Origin of the sequence: Sphingobium mellinum (assembly GCF_037860795.1) — a bacterium.
Taxonomy (GTDB): domain Bacteria; phylum Pseudomonadota; class Alphaproteobacteria; order Sphingomonadales; family Sphingomonadaceae; genus Sphingobium; species Sphingobium mellinum.
This window is the reverse complement of sequence record NZ_JBANRK010000001.1, coordinates 395,692-410,085: the sequence shown is the minus strand read 5'-3', so window position 1 is coordinate 410,085 and position 14,394 is coordinate 395,692. Positions and strand designations below refer to the sequence as shown.

The 14,394-nt window shown below is 63.0% G+C and carries 12 protein-coding genes; 6 read left to right on the top strand and 6 right to left on the bottom strand.

Annotated elements, in window-relative coordinates:
* The 3 genes from AAC640_RS02040 to ypfJ all read right to left on the bottom strand — a co-directional run bounded on the left by AAC640_RS02040 (position 1) and on the right by ypfJ (position 4,299).
* Positions 1-2,700 (bottom strand): bifunctional [glutamine synthetase] adenylyltransferase/[glutamine synthetase]-adenylyl-L-tyrosine phosphorylase, encoded by a 2,700-nt coding sequence (locus tag AAC640_RS02040; RefSeq protein ID WP_340264415.1) that lies wholly within the window; start codon positions 2,698-2,700, stop codon positions 1-3.
* A gap of 52 nt (positions 2,701-2,752) precedes the next feature.
* Complete coding sequence (locus AAC640_RS02035; protein WP_340264414.1) at positions 2,753-2,962, bottom strand: hypothetical protein; 210 nt, start codon at positions 2,960-2,962, stop codon at positions 2,753-2,755.
* A gap of 461 nt (positions 2,963-3,423) precedes the next feature.
* Positions 3,424-4,299 carry a KPN_02809 family neutral zinc metallopeptidase gene (ypfJ, locus tag AAC640_RS02030; RefSeq protein ID WP_340264413.1) on the bottom strand — a complete coding sequence of 292 codons (876 nt, stop codon included), beginning with the start codon at positions 4,297-4,299 and terminating at the stop codon, positions 3,424-3,426.
* 143 nt (positions 4,300-4,442) lie between these two features.
* On the opposite strand from ypfJ, the gene AAC640_RS02025 reads away from it, so the two are divergent.
* The 3 genes from AAC640_RS02025 to AAC640_RS02015 all read left to right on the top strand — a co-directional run bounded on the left by AAC640_RS02025 (position 4,443) and on the right by AAC640_RS02015 (position 7,817).
* The gene (locus tag AAC640_RS02025; protein WP_340264412.1) at positions 4,443-5,615 is read left to right on the top strand and encodes a DUF3734 domain-containing protein; all 1,173 of its coding nucleotides are present in this window, start codon (positions 4,443-4,445) and stop codon (positions 5,613-5,615) included.
* Positions 5,612-6,403, top strand: a complete 792-nt coding sequence (locus tag AAC640_RS02020) for a 3-hydroxybutyrate dehydrogenase (protein ID WP_340264411.1) — start codon at positions 5,612-5,614, stop codon at positions 6,401-6,403. Before AAC640_RS02025 ends, AAC640_RS02020 begins: the two co-directional genes overlap by 4 nt.
* A 64-nt stretch (positions 6,404-6,467) precedes the next feature.
* Positions 6,468-7,817: an amidohydrolase gene (locus AAC640_RS02015; RefSeq protein WP_340264410.1), complete on the top strand. Its 1,350-nt coding sequence runs from the start codon at positions 6,468-6,470 to the stop codon at positions 7,815-7,817.
* 55 nt (positions 7,818-7,872) lie between these two features.
* On the opposite strand, the gene AAC640_RS02010 is transcribed toward AAC640_RS02015, so the two are convergent.
* Complete coding sequence (locus AAC640_RS02010; protein ID WP_340264409.1) at positions 7,873-9,030, bottom strand: N-acetyltransferase; 1,158 nt, start codon at positions 9,028-9,030, stop codon at positions 7,873-7,875.
* A gap of 145 nt (positions 9,031-9,175) precedes the next feature.
* On the opposite strand from AAC640_RS02010, the gene AAC640_RS02005 reads away from it, so the two are divergent.
* Positions 9,176-10,243 carry a fatty acid desaturase family protein gene (locus AAC640_RS02005; RefSeq protein ID WP_340264408.1) on the top strand — a complete coding sequence of 356 codons (1,068 nt, stop codon included), beginning with the start codon at positions 9,176-9,178 and terminating at the stop codon, positions 10,241-10,243.
* 60 nt (positions 10,244-10,303) lie between these two features.
* Here AAC640_RS02005 and lptG read toward each other — a convergent pair whose 3' ends face one another.
* Positions 10,304-11,404 (bottom strand): LPS export ABC transporter permease LptG, encoded by a 1,101-nt coding sequence (gene lptG, locus AAC640_RS02000; protein WP_340264866.1) that lies wholly within the window; start codon positions 11,402-11,404, stop codon positions 10,304-10,306.
* Positions 11,405-11,408: 4 nt separating this feature from the next.
* Positions 11,409-12,626, bottom strand: a complete 1,218-nt coding sequence (gene lptF / locus AAC640_RS01995; RefSeq protein ID WP_340264407.1) for an LPS export ABC transporter permease LptF — start codon at positions 12,624-12,626, stop codon at positions 11,409-11,411.
* Between the two features lie 131 nt (positions 12,627-12,757).
* Between lptF and AAC640_RS01990 the strand changes: the two genes are divergently transcribed.
* Positions 12,758-13,255: a DUF2141 domain-containing protein gene (locus tag AAC640_RS01990; protein WP_340264406.1), complete on the top strand. Its 498-nt coding sequence runs from the start codon at positions 12,758-12,760 to the stop codon at positions 13,253-13,255.
* A gap of 4 nt (positions 13,256-13,259) precedes the next feature.
* On the top strand, positions 13,260-14,228 hold the full coding sequence (locus tag AAC640_RS01985) for a diacylglycerol/lipid kinase family protein (RefSeq protein WP_340264405.1): 969 nt from the start codon (positions 13,260-13,262) through the stop codon (positions 14,226-14,228).
* Positions 14,229-14,394: the final 166 nt, after the last annotated feature.

Sequence of the window (14,394 nt, the reverse complement as noted above, 5' to 3'; positions counted from 1 at the left end):
TCAATCCTCCTTGAAGGGCGCGGCCAATGCGTCCCATGCGGTCCGCACCCTTTGCCGGGCCTGCGCGTAGCTTTCAAGCAGCGCATCCCAGCTTTCCGCGCCGCAGGCACGCGCAACGAGTGGACGCGCCGCTTCGGGCGGCTCGGTGGACTTGGGTGAGACCAGCCGCGAGACGATCAGGAAACGGGTGATGAGGTCATGGGCAGGGATCAACTCGGACGGGAGATGCCCTGCCGCGACTAGTTGCTCCAGCGCGGCGCGCAGGTCCGGATCAAAGGCCATGTTGTGTCGGAACTGGGTAACGTGGATCAGGAATTCGAGATCGACCAGGCCCCCGGGTACGAGCTTGACGTCCAGATCGCTGGCTGGCGGCTTGTGCCGCGCGATGTCGCTGCGCATCTTCACCGCGTTGGCGGCCAGCGCATCCAGATCGTGCGGACGCTTCAGAGTTTCGGTGAGAACAGCGCTCAGCGCGGCCCGTGCGGCGGGCGAACCTAAGACCGGGCGGGCGCGGGTGAGTGCCAGATGCTCCCATGTCCAGGCTTCCTCCCGCTGATATTTGGCGAAGCTGTCGATGCTGACGGCGAGCAGCCCCTGTGCTCCTGACGGGCGGAGCCGGGTGTCGACCTCATACAGGGGGCCTGCGGCTGTCGGGACCGACAGCGCGTTGGTGATCCGCTGGCCCAAGCGATTGAAATATTGCGTCGCGCCCAACGGTCGGGGACCGTCTGATTCGGTCAGGAAGTCGCCGGTGAACAGATAGACAAGATCAAGGTCGGAAGCATGGGTGAGCACGCCGCCGCCCATCCGGCCCAGCGCGAGGATCACCATTTCGCCGCCGGGCACCCGGCCATGCGCCGCTTCGAACTCAGCGATGGTCGCCTGGGCGAGCGCCTCGATCGCCGCCTCGGCGACGCGCGCATAGCCGCGCCCTGCTTCCAGCGGGTCGCCACCACGGATGATCTGCGCGCCCAGCGCGAAGCGGCGATCGTTGACCCGCTGCCGCACCCGGTCGAGCAGAGCCTGATAATCTTCGCCAGCCTCCAACTGCGCGAACTGTCGGGCCAGAATGTCGACCGCGGGCGGGGGATCGAAGGCCGATGTGTCGATCAGCCCGTCAAGCAGTTCGGCGCGCCGGCCCAGCGCGTCGGCGAGCGTCGGCGCGTAGCTCAGCAATTCCACCAACAGTTCCGACAGGCCGGGGCGCGCGGCGAGCAGCTTGAAGAAGTTGATTGCGCTCGGCAGCCGGCCGATCAGGTCGTCGAGCCGATTGAGCGCTCGATCCGGGTCGGGCGCTCGGGCGAGCGTGCGCATGAGACCCGGCAACAGATCTTCCAGCGCGTCGCGCGACGCGGCGCTGCGCAAGGCGCGGACCGCGCCGGTGCGCCAGCGGGTGATGCGCGCGACCGGCGTGTCCGGGTCGGCAAAGCCCATGTCCGTAAGTTGCGCGGCCAGCCTGTCCTCGTCCTGCGAAAGCGACTCCTCCTTTTCAGCTGGCGTCAACTGGTCGTAATTGCGTCCGACCCATTCGACGTGCGGACGCAGCAGGCCGAGCAGCTCGCCACCATCCTCCAGGCCATGCAGACGAGCGACATTGTCCATGGCGTCCCTCGATCGCGGCAGTTCATGGGTTTGCCGGTCCTCGACCATTTGAAGCCGATGTTCGATGGTGCGGAAGAGGACATAGGCTTCATCCAGCCTCGCGGCGACGTCAGGCGCGAACACGCCGGCGGCGGTCAATGCCCGGAGAGCTTCGCGCGTGTTGCCGGACCGCAGAACCGGGTCGCGGCCGCCATGGATCAGTTGGTGCACCTGCGCGAAAAATTCCACCTCGCGGATGCCGCCCCGTCCGCGCTTCAGGTCATAGCCCGGCCCGAAGGCCTGACCCTGGGCATAATGATCGCGGATGCGGCGGCTGATGTCGGTGATCGCGTCAATCGCTCCGAAATCCAGACTGCGCCGCCAGACGAAGGGCCGGATCTGCTGCATGAAATAGTCACCCAGGGCGATGTCACCCGCCGCCGGCCGGGCGCGAATGAACGCTGCCTGCTCCCAGCCAAGCGCCATTGATTCATAATAGCCGATCGCGGCCTCTATCGGCAGAGCGATTGGCGTTGCTTCCGGCGAGGGGCGCAGCCGCAGGTCGACGCGGAACACATAGCCGTCCCCATCGCGCGCGTTCAGCAATTCGCTCACTCTGCGGCCGATCCGGACCGCGGCGTCAGCCGGATCCTCCCGTTCGCCGTGAGGCAGCCGCTGCGGGTCGTAGAGAAAGATGGGATCGATGTCGGATGAGTAGTTGAGTTCGCGGCTGCCATGCTTGCCGAGCGCCAGCACGACGAACCCTTGCGGCTCCGCATCAGGATAGCGTTCCGCAAAGGCGGCGGCGATCGCCTCGTTCAGCGCCTGGTCGGCGAAGTCGGACAGGGTGCGCGTGACCCGGTCGAGGTCCCAGCTTCCCGAGAGATCCCCAGCCGCCGTTACAAGTGCCAACGCTGCCCTGCGCCGCCGGAGTGACCGCGCTATACCGCTGCCTGGCTCCGCGACGGCCTGCGCGGCAAAGAGGGCCGCGTCCACGTCTCCGGTCGCGAGAAGGTCGGTCACCGCCGGGAATCGATCCATCTGCCGCGTGAGAAAGGGGGAATGGGTTCGCATCCGCGTGGCGACCGCAGTCCAATCCGTCACGAGTATCTCTCCCATCCGTTTCAGGCGATATCGCCCCGGCAGGCGCCGAAGGCCAGAAACTTTTCCGCTATCCGGCGGTTGTACGATCATGGAAATGCACCGCAAACCAGCCAGCCGGGTGGCAGAAGGGCGCGAAGGGCCGCATCGCCGGGTACTGACGGTCGGCCTGCCTCAGCCTTATGAAGGCATTGGCAACGCGTTGCGTTCCACTTTCCGCGCGCGTCGCGACTGCTTGCCCGACGATATGATGGATCTTCTGGATCAGCTGGATCGTCATTGACAGGGCGTTCCACGCCGGCAGGAATTTATTTACCCATCCAGCGCTATTGCGATGCATCGTCTTCAGGATGCGTGCCTATGATGTACAAGGCTTTTGCCGCCCTCACCCTGATTGCGGCGCCATTTGTCGTATTGATTGCGCAGAGCGTTGTGCCGCAGCCCGCTCCGATCTCACCAGCCGCGCCCATCGCGCCCGCATCTGTTCCGGCTGCTGCGGCAGTTGTTCCTGCGGTTCAACCTGGACCTGGTGTCGGGCCTGCGCCGATGCCGGTCATGCCGCTTCCAGACCCTGCCTCATTCGGACAGCCTTTGCCTGACGCCGGCAAGCCCATGCTGGCTCCGGGGCATGGCTTGCCGGGAGGCGCTCCGACACCAGCCGCGCCCGAGGAAGGCGCAGGCGATGAAGGCCAGTAGTGGCCGCGCCCGAGTGGATTTTTAATACCCGTCCGCCTCGCCGCTTTACCCAGCCGCGAACGTGTCGCACTGGGCGGGGTCACCGCTTTCGAGGCCCTTGCGCAGCCAGTTCTTGCGCTGCTCGCTGGTGCCATGGGTGAAGCTCTCCGGCACAGGGCGCTGCCCGGCCGCCTTTTGCAGCGTATCGTCGCCGATCGCCTGCGCAGCCGTCATGCCTTCCTCCAGATCGCCCGCTTCGAGCAGGCCGGTCCGCTTTGCCCATACGCCGGCGTAGCAGTCTGCCTGGAGTTCAACCCTCACCTGTAAGGCGTTGCCTTCGCGTTCACCGACCGCGCGCTGACGCTGGCTCACCTGACCCAGCGTCCCTTCGAGGTCCTGGACGTGATGGCCGACCTCGTGCGCGATGACATAGGCCTGGGCGAAATCCCCCGGCGCGCCGAAGCGCTGGCGCAATTCGGTGAAGAAATCGGTGTCGAGATAAACCTTCTTGTCATTCGGGCAGTAAAAAGGACCCATGGCGCTCTGGGCCGCGCCGCAGCCCGAGCTGCCCGACTGCGAATAGAAGGAGAGGATGGTCGGGCTATATTGCCGTCCCTCCTGCTGGAACCATTGTCCCCAGACCCGTTCGGTTGAGCCGAGGACCTTTAGAGACCAGTGCTGTATGTCATTCAGCTTCTGTTGATCATGACTGACTGATGCGTCCTGCGGGACCGGACCGCCTCCGCCGCCGACAAGGCTCAGTGGATTGACGCCCATCACCGCCAGTATGATGAGCGCGACGACGATCCCGCCGCAGCCGAAGCGGCTGCCGATGAAGGGCAGCAACATGCCGAGGCCGCCTCCCAACCCTCCGCCGAAACCGCCAGCCCGGCCGTCCTGCACTTCGAAATTCGAACTTTCCCGTTCGTCGTCCAGCCGCATGTCGCCCTCGCTTTCCGCCCCTGACTACGCCATCTTGAGGCGAGTTGGAACGGCTGCGATACGGCGTTGGTTGCCTCGGCTCGTCAGATTGTTCATCACATTAAGTTGGCAGTGGCGCATCGTTGACTATATTGCACTGCGACATGGCTGATATCGAACCGCATCCTCACAGGCGCACGCCTCTTCCCCTGCCGCGCGACGTCGCATTGTTGTTGCAGGGGGGCGGGGCGCTCGGATCCTTTCAGGCGGGGGTTTACGAACGGCTCGACGAGCTGGGCGTCGATGTCAGCTGGGTCGCGGGCATTTCCATTGGCGCCATCAACGCCGCGATCATCGCCGGCAACCCGCCGCACCAGCGGCTTCGTCGCCTCAAGAAATTCTGGCGCACCGTGTCGGGCGGGATGCCCAATATCATCCTGCCCGAAATCGATCATATCCGCGAAGCCGTCCATCTGATGGCCGCCGGGGCGGTGGCGACTTTCGGTGTGCCAGGCATGTTCCGGCCGCGATTGTGGCCCGCCCTGCTGATGCCCGAAGGATCGCCTGGCGCGATCAGCTTCTATGACAGTGCCCCTCTCAAGGATACGCTCAACGCCTGTATAGACTGGGACTTGCTCAATAATGGGCCCGTTCGCCTGTCGGTGGGCGCGGTTGATGTCGAGAGCGGAAATTTCGCCTATTGGGACACACGCGGCCCGATCGTCAAAACTCGCATTGACGCGCGCCACATCATGGCGTCAGGAGCCTTGCCTCCGGGATTGCCCCCCGTCGAGATCGACGGGCGTTGCTATTGGGATGGCGGTATCGTCTCCAATACGCCGCTGGCGCATGTTCTGGAACATCAGACGGACGACATGCTGATATTCCAGGTCGATCTCTTCCCGGCGGAAGGGCCCAAGCCCCGGCAAATGACGGATGTCTATTCCCGCGCGAAGGACATTCAATATTCCAGCCGCACGCGTCAGGTAACCGATCAATATCTGCGCTTGCGTCGGGAGCATCGGGTGATCGCCAGGCTGCTCGACAAGCTGCCGCCGGAACTCAAGGAAGACCCCGATGCCCAGCGGCTGCGCCAGTATCTGGACCGGGGATCGGTGAACATCGTGCATCTCATCTATCGGAGCCGCGCCTGGGAAAGCGGCGCGCGCGACTTCGAATTTTCCCGCGCGACGATGCTCGACCATTGGAGCCAGGGGCGCGATGCCGTCGAGGAGGTCATGCACAAGGGGGACCTGATCGCCCGTAACATCATGAATGGCAAGAGCGCCACCTTCGACCTCGACTCGCCTGACCACCTCAAGGAGAAGAATGTATGAGCCAGTCGCTGACCGGGAAGACCGCCCTTATCACCGGCTCCACCTCCGGTATTGGCCTTGCCTACGCCAAGGCCCTGGCAGGCGAGGGCGCGAACATCGTCATCAACGGCTTTGGCGATGCCGCCGCCGTCGAGAAGGAGAGGCAGGCGCTCGAACAGGCGAGCGGGGCCAAGGCGCTCTATAGCGGTCATGATCTCACGAAACCGGCCGAAATCGAAGCGATGATGAAGGAGGCGGTGGAGGCTTTCGGGGGTGTCGACATCCTTATCAACAATGCCGGTATGCAGCATGTAGCGCCGGTGGAGGATTTTCCGGTCGACAAATGGGACCTGATCATCGCGCTTAATCTTACCAGCGCTTTCCACACGTCGCGGCTCGCCATTCCCTATATGAAGTCGAAGAAATGGGGGCGCATCATCCAGACGGCGAGCGCTCATTCCCTGACCGCCTCACCCTTCAAGAGCGCCTATGTCACCGCGAAGCATGGTCTTGCCGGTTTCACCAAGACTTTGGCGCTGGAACTGGCGACGTTCGGCGTCACCGCGAACTGCATATCGCCCGGCTATGTCTGGACGCCACTGGTGGAAAACCAGATCCCTGACACGATGAAGGCGCGGAACATGACGCGCGAGCAGGTGATGAACGACGTGCTGCTTGCCGGTCAGCCCACAAAGCAGTTCGTGACGGTGGAGCAGGTCGCCGCGATGGCGCTGTTCCTTTGCAGTGATGCCGCATCCAACATCACCGGCGCTAATATGAGCATCGACGGTGGCTGGACGGCGCAGTGATGTGTTGAGGGCGGCGTCAGGGCACCGCCCGTAGGCCTCCTGGAGATTTCAGGGAGAATAGCCGATGCCTCATGCGTTGACGGCCATCATGGCCGCCGCCAGCCTTTCCTCCATCCCACCCGCCAACGCCCAAGGCGTTTCGGCGGCGGTCGTCACGCCCCCGAACGAGGTCGCCGCTGCCATCGCGAAAGACATGGATGGGCTGCTGTCGCTTTATCGCGACCTGCATGCCAACCCGGAATTGTCGGAACAGGAGGACGCGACCGCCGCGAAGCTGGCTCGTCGACTGAAGGCGATGAAGTTCGACGTTACCGAAAAGGTCGGTGGCACCGGCGTCGTTGCTGTCATGAAAAATGGCGGCGGCCCTGTGCTGCTGATCCGCGCCGACATGGACGCGCTGCCGGTGACGGAGCAGACAGGACTGCCTTTCGCATCGAAGGTGCGCGCGAAGACGGCCGAAGGCGTGGAAACTGGCGTGATGCACGCCTGCGGCCACGACACGCACATGACGGCCTTCATCGAAACGGCAAGGTTGCTGTCGTCGATGAAGGACAAGTGGAAAGGCACGCTGGTCATGATCCTTCAGCCGGCCGAGGAAGTCGGGAAGGGCGCGCGGCTGATGCTGGAGGATGGCCTCTATACGCGCTTTCCGCGTCCGACCCACGCGATTGCCTTTCACGACGCCGCCAATCTGGAGGCGGGCGTCATCGGCTACACGCCGGGCTACGCACTGGCCAATGTGGATAGCGTTGATCTGCTGGTGCGCGGTACCGGCGGCCATGGCGCCTATCCGCAGGCAACCAAGGACCCGATCGTGCTGGGGGCAAGGATCGTGACGGCGCTTCAGACCCTGGTCAGCCGGGAACAGGACCCGCTCGATCCGGCGGTAGTGACGGTCGGCAGCTTTGTTGCTGGTGCCAAGCACAATGTCATCCCGGATGAGGCGCGGCTGCTGCTTACCGTGCGCAGCTATTCGGACGAAACCCGGGCAAGGCTGATCCGCGGGATCGAGCGCATCGCTCGCGGGGAGGCGATCGCCGCCGGCGTCCCCGACGATCGGATGCCAGTCATAACGGTAAAGGACGAATTCACGCCCTCCACCTACAATCCGCCGGTATTTGCCAATGATATGGCGGCGGTGCTGAAAGGGCACTTCCCCGTATCGAGAGTCGTTGAAGCGAAGCCATCCATGGGAGGCGAGGATTTCGGCCGCTATTATCGGGCGGACAAGAGCATCAACAGCTTCATCTTCTGGGTGGGTGGTGTGCCGGCCGACCAGATGGCGAAGGCGGCGGCGGGCGAGATAACGCTGCCGTCGCTGCACAGCCCCTTCTGGGCGCCGGAAGCCGACAAGGTCATTGCTACAGGCAGCGAGGCCATGACCGTGCTGGCGCTGAGCATCATGAAGCGGTAGGCATTAGCGCTCGCCGCCCCCCTTGGAAGGCGGGATTTTCCTCAGTCAGCGCCGCTCACAGGTCTTTTTCGTACAGTTGATAGACCTTGTTCACTTTGCTGCCGATGGCGTCCGCGATGGCGTTCATGCCTTGATTGTCATCCAGCACCCAACCGATTTCGCCCCGGCTCGCGCCATAATGGGCGATGGCGTTGCGACGGATATATTCGATCATCATGAAGGCGAGCTGGCTCGCCAGCCGGGACGACTGCAACCGTTGTACAACGCCCATCAGCGGCACCCGCATGGTGCGGACCTTTGGCTTGCGTAGCCACCACAGCAGCTTCGCCCAGCCGAAGGGGAGCAACGATCCATTGAGCGGGGCGATCGCTTCGTTGAGGTCAGGCAGCGTCATCATGAAGGCCACTGGCTCGCCGTCCAGTTCGGCGATCATGATCAGGTCCTCATAGACGATGGGTTTGAGCTTCTTGCCGGTGAAGGCGATTTCTTCATCCGTGATCGGCACGAAGCCCCAGTTGCGCCCCCAGGCGTCGTTGAGGATGGACAGGATCAGCGCCGCTTCCTGGTCAAACCTGCTCTTGTCGGCCTTGCGGATGCGGATGCGGTCATTCTTCTCGCCCGAGGCGACGATGCGCTGGATCAGCGGCGGAAATTCCTTGCTGATGTCAAGTTCATAGGTCTTGAGTTGCTTGACGGGCCGGTAGCCCGCACCCTCGACCATGGGCTGATAAGCGGCGCTGTTATGGCCCATCATGACGGTGGGCGGATGGTCATGGCCCTGTATCAGCAGGCCGGGCTCCTCCCAAATCGACAGCGATATGGGGCCCAGCGCCCTGGTCATGCCCTTGGCGCGCAGCCAGGCTTCGGCGGCAGCGATAAGGGCCGCGCCGGTTTCGGGATCTTCCGCCTCGAAAAGGCCGAAATTGCCGGTGCCCGGGCCCATGCCCTGCTCGGCCGGCATGGATGTGGCGAGATGGTCGATGTGTGCGGACACGCGTCCCACTACCCTGTCGCCACGGCGAGCGAGGAAATATTGCGCCTCGGCATGGCCGAAAAAGGGGTTCTTGCCCGGCGTGATGAGCCCGTGCACCTCGCTCTTCAGCGGGGCGACCCAGTTGGGATCGTTCGCATACAGACGCCAGGGCAAGTCGACAAAGGCCTTCCGATCGGCCTTGGAACTAACGGGAGTGATCACCAGATCGGATTTTGCCACGGCTGAGCCTTCGCTAAGATGTGGCGAAGCAGTTCGGCGCTTGTTTCCGGATTGTCAATCCGCACTTGGCCTGATGGCGCCCCCTTTACGAAGATGTCATTGCCTTGCCACGATTTCAGCGCATTTGCCGGTTAGGAGCGGTTGCATGACTGTGCATGAACCCATTTTGGCGGACGCGTCACGCGGCCGGGCGGCCATAGCGGACGATGCCGCGATGCTGCGCGCCGCCGCCGATCTGACGCGTGAATATTCCACGCCCAATCCCGCGATCTACTGGCCTGACATGCTTGGTTCGGCCTTTGTTGGCTATGCGGCTCTCGCCGCCGCGATCCTGATCGCTGATCGCGCGATAGCCGTTGCATGCGGGCTATTGGCCATGCTGGCGCTCTATCGTGGAGCAAGCTTCATCCATGAACTCACCCACATCCGCAAGGGTGCGCTGCCGGGCTTTCGTCTGGGCTGGAACCTGATCGTCGGCATTCCGCTGATGATCCCGTCCTTCATGTATGAGGAAGTGCACACCCAGCATCATGCCCGCACCCGCTACGGCACCGTCAATGACCCCGAATATCTGCCGTTGGCGCTGATGAAGCCCTGGTCGCTGCCGCTGTTTGTCGTTGTTGCGGCGCTCGCGCCCGTCGGGCTTATCCTGCGCTTCGGGCTATTGACGCCGCTCAGCCTGATCGTGCCACCGCTCCGTCGCAAGGTGATCGCGGAGTTTTCCGCACTGTCGATCAACCCCGCCTATCGCCGCCGTGCGCCCGAGGGGCATTTCCGTCTGCAATGGCTGTGGCAGGAGGCGGGCGCCTGCCTTTTCGCGCTGGGATTGGTCGGCAGCGTCTTCGTCGTCGGCTGGAAACCGCTGCTTGTCTATATGGCGGTGCATTCGGGGATGACCGTCATCAACCAGCTGCGGACGCTGGTCGCCCATCTTTGGGAGAATGAGGGAGAGGCGATGACGGTGACAGCACAGTATCTCGATTCTGTGAATGTACCGCCACCTTCGGCTCTGGCGGGGATCTGGGCGCCGGTAGGCCTTCGGTATCATGCACTGCATCACTTGCTGCCGAGCGTGCCCTATCATGCCCTGAGCAAGGCGCATGCCCGATTGATGGCAACCCTGGGGGAGGATTCGCCCTACCGGCGCGGCAACTATCCGGGCATGTTGCCCCTGGTTGGAAAGATTGCGCGGAGCACCATGAGTCGGCGCTGAGCCGAGGGTCGGATAGCCCTTCCGGCCGGAAGCAAAAGTCACCTGACGCCGATGAGCAGCCTATTCCTCTGTACGGAACAGAACCGTTTCGCCGACCAACAGGAACAGGAAAAAGGGCGCCCAGGCAGCCAGAATGGGCGGGTAGGCGCCGAGATTGCCCATGGCCAGCGAGAAATTGTCCGCCACGAAATAGGCAAAGCCCAGGGCCATGCCCATAACCGCGCGCACGAACAGATGGCCCGAGCGCGCCAGGCCGAATGCGGCAACCGAACCGAGGATGGGCATCAGCAGGGCCGACAGCGGACCCGACAATTTGTGCCACAGGCTTCCTTCCAGTTCGGCCGTGGGGCGCCCCGCATCGCGCAGGTCGGCAATGGCCGCCCGCAATTCGTTGAAGGTCATGGCGTCGGGATCGACCTTGGCCAAGGTGAACTGGTCCGGTCGGATGTCCCGGCCGAAGCGGACGGTGCCGACCATCCGCTGCGTGCCGCGGGCGACGTCGAACTGCTTGGCATCCTCCAGGAGCCAGCTGCGGCTCGCGACGTCATAATGGGCTCTGGGTGCCCTGATGATCGTGGTGAGGCTGTTGTTGACCCGGTTGAATATCTCGACCTTTCGCAACTGCACTGCATTGCCGCGTCCGGCAACGATTGCGGCGGTGACCAGATTGTTGCCATCGCGCACCCACGGGTTGCTCTTGACCCCGCGATTCTCAGGGATCGGGCCATATTCCACCGCCTGCCAGGCGCTGAGCGAGGCGGTCGATCGGGCGACGACCCGTTCGTTGAAAACGAAGCTGATGGCAGCGACCCCGAGTGCGGACGCGACCAGTGGCGCCAATATCTGGTGGGCGGAAAGGCCCGCCGCCTTCATCGAGATGATCTCGCTGTTCTGGTTGAGGCTGGCCAGCATGATCAGCGTGCCGAGCAGCACCGAAAAGGGCAGGAAGCGTGCAACGATCTGCGGGACGCGCAGGGCGACATAATGCCAGAGTTGGGCATCGCCATTGCCAGCATAGGCAAGGACATCGCCCGATTCGCCAAGCAGGTCGAGTGTCTGAAGGACCACGACCAACAGCGCCAGCACGGCGAAGGTCCGCGTCAAAAACAGCCGGGCCATGTACCAGCTGATCTGACGGGAGGGAAAGAAGTCGAACTGCATCGGCTCAAGCCGCTCCTTGTGCTGGGACATGTGCATGTCGCCGCTTGCCGAAGCGCAGCAACCTGCCAACCTGCTTGCCGAGCTTGGCGAAAGCATATTCAAGGGCGCCGATCGGCTGTCCACCCGGCCGGTGCGCGACGACATGGTACATCCAGAAGATCAGACCTGCGGTCAGCAGGAACGGCCCCCACAGCGCAATAACCGGGTCGATCTTACCGAGAGCGCCGACGCCCTGACCATATTCATTGATCTTGTGATAGGTGACGATGAAGACGATCGAAAGGAACACGCCAAGGGCCGAAGTGGAACGTTTGGGCGGAATGGCAAAGGCGAGCGCGGCCAGCGGCAGCAGCAGCATCATGGCCACTTCCACCATGCGGAAATGGAAATTCGCGCGGATTTCGTTGCGCAGCTTTTCCGGTGTTCCCGGATCATGCCCGATCACGGCGAGCTCCGGAATCGTCTTTTCCCGGTCCACGTCCCGACCGCGGAATCGTTCGATCTGCGGCAGGTCGATCGGCAGGTCATGGCTGGAAAAGGACAGGATTCGTGGGGACTTATATTGTGGTGCATCGTTCACCAGGACGCCGTCGCGCAGGCGGAAGATGATGGTGTCGGGATCATCCGTTGCCAGGAAGCTGCCCTGGGCAGCTGTGACAGCGACGGTTTGCCCCTTCTTACCCTGGGCGCGGACAAAGATGCCTTGCAGGTTGCGGCCTTCATCCAGACTCCGTTCGATGCGGAGCGTCATGCGCTTGCCAAGGCTGGTGAATTCGCCGACCTTGATGGATGCGCCGAGCGCGCCGGAACGCAGTTCGAACCGCAGGGCCTCATAGGCATGGCGGGACAAGGGCTGGACGAACCCCACGATGCCGAAATTGAGCAGCGCCAGCGCTATCGCATACATGTAAGGCACGCGCAGCAGACGGCCGTATGACAGCCCGACAGCCCGCATCACATCCAGTTCCGAGGACAGTGCCAACTTGCGGAAGGCGAGGAGGATTCCCAGCATCAGTCCGATCGGGATGCCGAGCGAGAGATATTCGGGCATCATATTGGCCAGCATCCGCCACACAACACTGACCGGCCCACCCTCCGCCGCCACGAAGTCGAACAGGCTCAGCATCTTGTCGAGCACCAGAAGCATCGCGGAAATCACCAGCGTACCGAGCATCGGCAGGGCAATCAGGCGGGCGAGATATCGGTCGGTGGCGGTCAGCATTTCTATATGTGGTCGTCCCAGCACCATGATTTGGCCGCAAACCCCACGCATAGCGGAATCACGGAGTAATTTCGCGGGGGCGAACAGGGGCTCGCCGTCCGTCTTGGGCGGCTATAGCTTCACGGAGTTGGATGGTCATGTTGAAAGTTGTCGTGGGTCTTTTGTTGATGGGGGCCTCGTTCACTGCCACCCCGGCGATGGCCCATGGTCAGGAGATCAGCAACGATCTCGACCGTTGCGGACCCTCGGCGACGGGGCCCGCGGTACTTGTGGAGGTGCGCGGGTTCGCTGCGGCGACCGGCACGGTGCGGCTGCAAAGCTACCCCGCCACTCGAAGCGCCTGGCTGGCCAAGGGGGCCTGGATCAATCGTATCGAAAGCGCCGTGCGCCCCAGCAGTGGAGCGATGCGTTTCTGCATGCCGGTGCCGGAGCCGGGCCGATACGGCGTCGCCGTGCGGCATGACCGGGACGGCAATGGCAAGACGGACATTTCCCGCGATGGCGGGGGTTTTTCCAACAATCCTTCGATCAGCATCTTCAACCTGGGCAAGCCTTCCGTTGACAAGGCGGCTTTTGTGGCGGGACCAGGCGTGACGCGGATCACCATCAACCTCAAATATATGTCCTGAGCCGATGATCCGCGTCGCGCTCCTGTCCAATCCCAAGTCGACCGGCAACCGGCAGACCCTGCCGCGCGTCCGCAGCTATTGCGCGAACAATCCCGACATATTTCATTATGAGGTGGAACAGGTCGAGCAGATTGGCCGGGCGCTGCAGACCATTGCTCGCGTCGATCCGGCGGTCATAGTCATCAATGGCGGTGATGGCACGGTGCAGGCGGCGTTGACCGAACTGTATCAGGGCGAGCATTTCAAGGGACGTGTGCCGCCGATCGCGGTGCTCCCCAACGGGAAGACCAATCTCATCGCGCTGGACCTGGGCATCCATGGCGACCCGATCAAGGCGTTGGAAAGGATCGTGCAGATCGCCAAGGTTGGTCTCGACGACCATGTGGTCGCCCGTGAACTGATCGCTCTCAGCGATGGCGCCGCCGATACCCGGCCGGTCCTTGGCATGTTCCTGGGCGGAGCGGGACTGGCGGATTATATGCTCTATTGCCGCAACCAGATATACCCGCTCGGACTGTCCAACGGGCTTAGCCATTTGCTGACGGTGATCGCGGTTCTGGTTTCGCTGGTGTTCGGCATCCGCGCACGTTTTCTGCCGCAATCGAGCCGCCCCGTGCGCATATCTCTTATACGCGACGGGCAGCTTGCCGGACGATTCGCGGTGCTGATCGTGACGACATTGGAACGGTTGTTGCTGGGTGTGCAACCCGGCGACAGCCGGCGGGGAAACATGAAGCTGATGGCCGTCGACCAGAGCCTGCCTGCGTTGCTGCGGTTGGGATGGGCGAGTATCACACGGCGCGTGGGCAAGGCACAGATGCAGGGCATCCACCTGGAACAGGGCGATGTCATCCGGATCGAAGGGGACCACAGCAGCGTGATCCTGGACGGTGAACTGTTTCAGGCATCCGAGGGCAAACCCATCGTCCTGCGCTCGACCGAGCCAGTGCCTTTCCTCCGTCTCGCGGCGTAAAGGCGCGGGAGCGAGAACGGCCGAGCCGGGGTACGGTTTGCAGAAAATGGCTTTCGCGGCTTTCCCTTCTTCCGTTCGTGATGAGCCGATACCAGGGACGAGCGCAAAGTCAGCCTCCGCCTAATGCGACAAGCCAAGGACGAAGGGTCTGTCAGGTAAAGGGTGT